We start from the raw sequence: 3,470 nt of genomic DNA, 5'->3' as shown, positions 1-3,470 counted from the left end.
GCCGCGCCCCGCGCCCCCGTTTCCCGCCCCGCTGAACGGGGCGGGAAACGGGACGCGGCGCCGCTTCCGATCAGGCCTGGCGGCGGATCTCCACGGTGCGGAACCGGTTGGCGACGAAGGCGGCGTCCACCAGCGCCACGTTCGCGGCCGGGTTGCCGCCCGAGCCGTGCAGGTCGGAGAAGGCGCTGGTCTGGTTGACCAGGACCGAGCCGGTGAGGTTGAGGGACAGCTGGGCGCACTCGTCCAGGCAGGCCTCCACCAGCTCCCGCTCCACCTCGGGGGAGGTGGTGTACCCGCCGACCGACATCGCGCCGCGCTCGCGGACGGTGCGGCGCAGCAACGCGATCGAGTCGGCGGTGGAGTCGGTGGCCACGGCGAAGGAGACCGGCCCGAAGCACTCGGCCTGGTGCACCCCCTCCGCCTCCGCCGAGGTGCCGTCCAGCGCCACGGTGACCGGGGTGCGGATGGTGGCGTCCGGGTGGTCGGCGTGCGGCACGGCCCGGGAGGCGAGCACGGGCTCGCCCTGCCCGGGGGCCTTCTCGATGCGCTCGAGCACCTGCGGGTTGACCACGGCGCCGAGCACGGCGGCGGCCCGGGTGTCGTCGCCCAGCAGCTTCTCCACGGCCGCCGCGAGGTCGGCGGTGACCTCGGCGAAGGACTTGCGGCCCTCGTCGGTGTCGATGCCGTCGCGGGGGATGAGGAGGTTCTGCGGGGTGGTGCACATCTGCCCGCTGTACAGGCTCAGGGAGAAGGCCAGGTTCCCCAGCATGGCGCGGTAGGAGTCGGTGGAGTCGATGACGACGGTGTTGACGCCGGCCTTCTCGGTGTAGACCTGCGCCTGCGTCGCGTTGCCCTCCAGCCACTCGCCGAAGGAGGCCGAGCCGGTGTAGTCGATGATCCGGACCTCGGGGCGCAGGGCCAGCTCCTTGGCGATGCCCTCGCCGTCGCCCTCGGCGGCCAGCGCCACCAGGTTGGGGTCGAAGCCGGCCTCGGCGAGGGTCTCGCGGGCGATCCGCACGGTGAGAGCCAGCGGCAGCACGGCCCGCGGGTGCGGCTTGACCAGGACCGGGTTGCCGGTGGCCAGGGAGGCGAACAGGCCGGGGTAGCCGTTCCAGGTGACGAAGGTGTTGCAGCCGATGAGCAGCGAGACGCCGCGCCCCACCGGCACGAACTCCTTGTCCAGCTCCACGGGGCCGCGCTTGTCGGGCTTGGTCCAGCGCATCCGCTCCGGCAGCCGGGTCTGCTCCTCGTACGCCCGGGCGACGGCCTCCAGGCCGCGGTCCAGGGCGTGCGGGCCGCCGGCCTGGAAGGCCATCATGAACGCCTGGCCGGTGGTGTGCATGACGGCGTGGGCGATCTCGGGGGTGCGGGCGTTGAGCCGGGCGAGGATCTCCATGCACACCAGGGCGCGCAGCTCGGGGCCGGCGGCGCGCCAGCCCGGCATCGCGGCGCGCATCGCGGGCAGCAGGGCCTCGATGTCGGCGCGGGGGTAGTCGATGCCCAGTCGGAAGCCGTAGGGGGAGACCTCGTCGCCCACCCGGTCGGCGAGGGAGGGCTGGTCGAGCTCGAAGGGGGTGTCGCGCAGGGCCTCGAACGCCGCCGCGCCCTCCGGCACGCTCTGCGAGCCGGGAACGGTGGTGTCCTCGCCGCCGTACGCCTTGGGGTTCTCGGGGTGGGGCGACCAGTGGACCCGGGTGCGCGTCGTCTCCAGGGCGGTGTCCAGGGTGCCGCGGTGCCGCTCGGCCAGTCGCGCGGCCGTGAGCGAAGGGGTCATGGGTGGGCCATCTCCTCGGTGAGCGGGGGCTGAACTGGCTTCTCTGCGGAGCGTGCTCGATACTGCAACCGAACGGTCGGTCGGGGCAAGGGGCTGTGGACAACCCGGCGCGCCGACTCCCCCGTCGTGCCGCGAGAAGGGTCTCATCCGACCGGTCGGTATGTCAGGGGGCCGGTGCGGGACGCGACGCACATCACCCGGTCCCCGACGGGGAACGGGCCGCCCGCCGCGTACCCTTCGGCCGGGCGACGATCGCGAACACGGCACGGGAACGGGAGGGGACGGGCATGACGGGGACGGTGGACGGCACCGGTGTCACCGGCGCGGGCGGGAACGGGGGCGCGCGGACCGCTCCGAACGGGACCGTGCCCGCCAGGGAGACCCACACCCCCCAGACCCTCCTGCGGGTCGCCGTCGAGGTCTTCAACGAGCGCGGCTACGACGGCACCTCGATGGAACACCTCTCCCGCGCCGCGGGGATAACCAAGTCCTCCATCTACCACCACGTGCGCGGCAAGGAGGAACTGCTGCGCCTGGCCGTGGACCACGCCCTGGAGGGACTGTTCGCCGTCCTGGAGGAGCCGGACGCGCTGCGCGGCCCGGCGGTCGACCGGCTGGAGTACGTGGTGCGCCGCACCGTCGAGGTGCTGGTCGAGCGCCTGCCGTACGTCACCCTGCTGCTGCGCGTGCGGGGCAACACCGACACCGAGGTGCGGGCGTTGGAGCGGCGCCGGGAGTTCGACCAGCGGGTGACCGAGCTGTTGCGCCGGGCCGCGGCCGAGGGTGACCTGCGCTCGGACGTGGACCCCCGCCTGGCGACCCGCCTGGTCTTCGGCATGGTCAACTCCGTCGCCGAGTGGTACCGCCCCCGGCGGGGGGACGAGGGAGCCGCCGGCGACCCCGCCGGCGCCGAGGCGATCGCCCGCGCCGTCACGCTGACCGCCTTCGCGGGCCTCCGCGCCGGCGGACGGTAGGACACCGCCCCGGACGGCGCGGCCGACCGGGCCGCGGGGATCGGCCACCGGTCAGGGCGGCTCGGGCAACAGGTCGGTCTCCTCGAACACCAGCAGGGTGTGGGTGCCGATCACGCCGGGGATCGCCTGGATGCGGGTGAGCACCAGGTCCCGCAGCTCCCGGTTGTCGGCGGTGTGCACCAGCAGCAGCACGTCGAAGTCCCCGCTGACCAGCGCGATGTGCGCCGCGCCGGGAAGCCTCTCCAACTCCTCCTTCACCGAGCGCCAGCTGTCCTGGACGATCTTGAGCGTGACGTACGCCGACGCCCCCCGGCCGGCCCGCTCGTGGTCGATCCGCGCGGTGAAGCCGCGGATCACGCCGTCCTCCACCAGACGGTTGATCCGCGCGTAGGCGTTCGCCCGGGAGATGTGCACCCGCTCGGCGACGGCCCGCACCGAGGCCCGGCCGTCGTGGCGCAGCAGCCGCACGATCGCCTCGTCCACCGCGTCCAGCGGTCGGGCCGCCGGGCGCGGCCGGCGGCCCTCCGGGCGCATCCCCGGCGGCGTCGCGGACATCTGTTCCTCGGACATGCCCCGCTCCCTCCCCGTCCTGGACATTCTGCTCTCACGGGACCGATTTACACACCGGTTGTCCACAGGCTCTTCCCGGATGTAGCCGAAATGCCGTCCCAACCGAACAATCGGTGGGGAGGGATGCGTGACCCCCGACACACCTCCCCTCC

General features: G+C 73.6%; 3 protein-coding genes. 1 reads left to right on the top strand and 2 read right to left on the bottom strand.

Annotation, left to right across the window (positions count from 1 at the left end; genetic code table 11):
- Window positions 1–70: 70 nt before the first annotated feature.
- Window positions 71–1,774: a phenylacetic acid degradation protein PaaN gene (gene paaN / locus FOE67_RS20190; RefSeq protein ID WP_182666259.1), complete on the bottom strand. Its 1,704-nt coding sequence runs from the start codon at window positions 1,772–1,774 to the stop codon at window positions 71–73.
- 287 nt (window positions 1,775–2,061) lie between these two features.
- Here paaN and FOE67_RS20185 point away from each other — a divergent pair, with 287 nt between their 5' ends.
- A complete protein-coding gene (locus FOE67_RS20185; RefSeq protein ID WP_182666258.1) occupies window positions 2,062–2,748 on the top strand; it encodes a TetR/AcrR family transcriptional regulator in 687 nt (228 codons plus the stop codon).
- A gap of 51 nt (window positions 2,749–2,799) precedes the next feature.
- Here FOE67_RS20185 and FOE67_RS20180 read toward each other — a convergent pair whose 3' ends face one another.
- Window positions 2,800–3,318, bottom strand: coding sequence for an Lrp/AsnC family transcriptional regulator (locus FOE67_RS20180; protein WP_182666257.1), 519 nt, complete (start codon window positions 3,316–3,318; stop codon window positions 2,800–2,802).
- Between the last annotated feature and the right edge of the window lie 152 nt (window positions 3,319–3,470).

It is taken from the genome of Streptomyces calidiresistens (assembly GCF_014141525.1).
Taxonomy (GTDB): Bacteria; Actinomycetota; Actinomycetes; order Streptomycetales; family Streptomycetaceae; genus Streptomyces; species Streptomyces calidiresistens.
Note: the sequence above shows the minus strand (reverse complement) of the source record. Positions and strands in the feature narration are given on the sequence as shown.

Coding starts and splice junctions, on each gene's coding strand:
- FOE67_RS20180 (WP_182666257.1), bottom strand. CDS start 3,318: ATGTCCGAGGAACAGATGTCCGCGACGCCGCCGGGGATGCGCCCGGAG.
- FOE67_RS20185 (WP_182666258.1), top strand. CDS start 2,062: ATGACGGGGACGGTGGACGGCACCGGTGTCACCGGCGCGGGCGGGAAC.
- paaN (WP_182666259.1), bottom strand. CDS start 1,774: ATGACCCCTTCGCTCACGGCCGCGCGACTGGCCGAGCGGCACCGCGGC.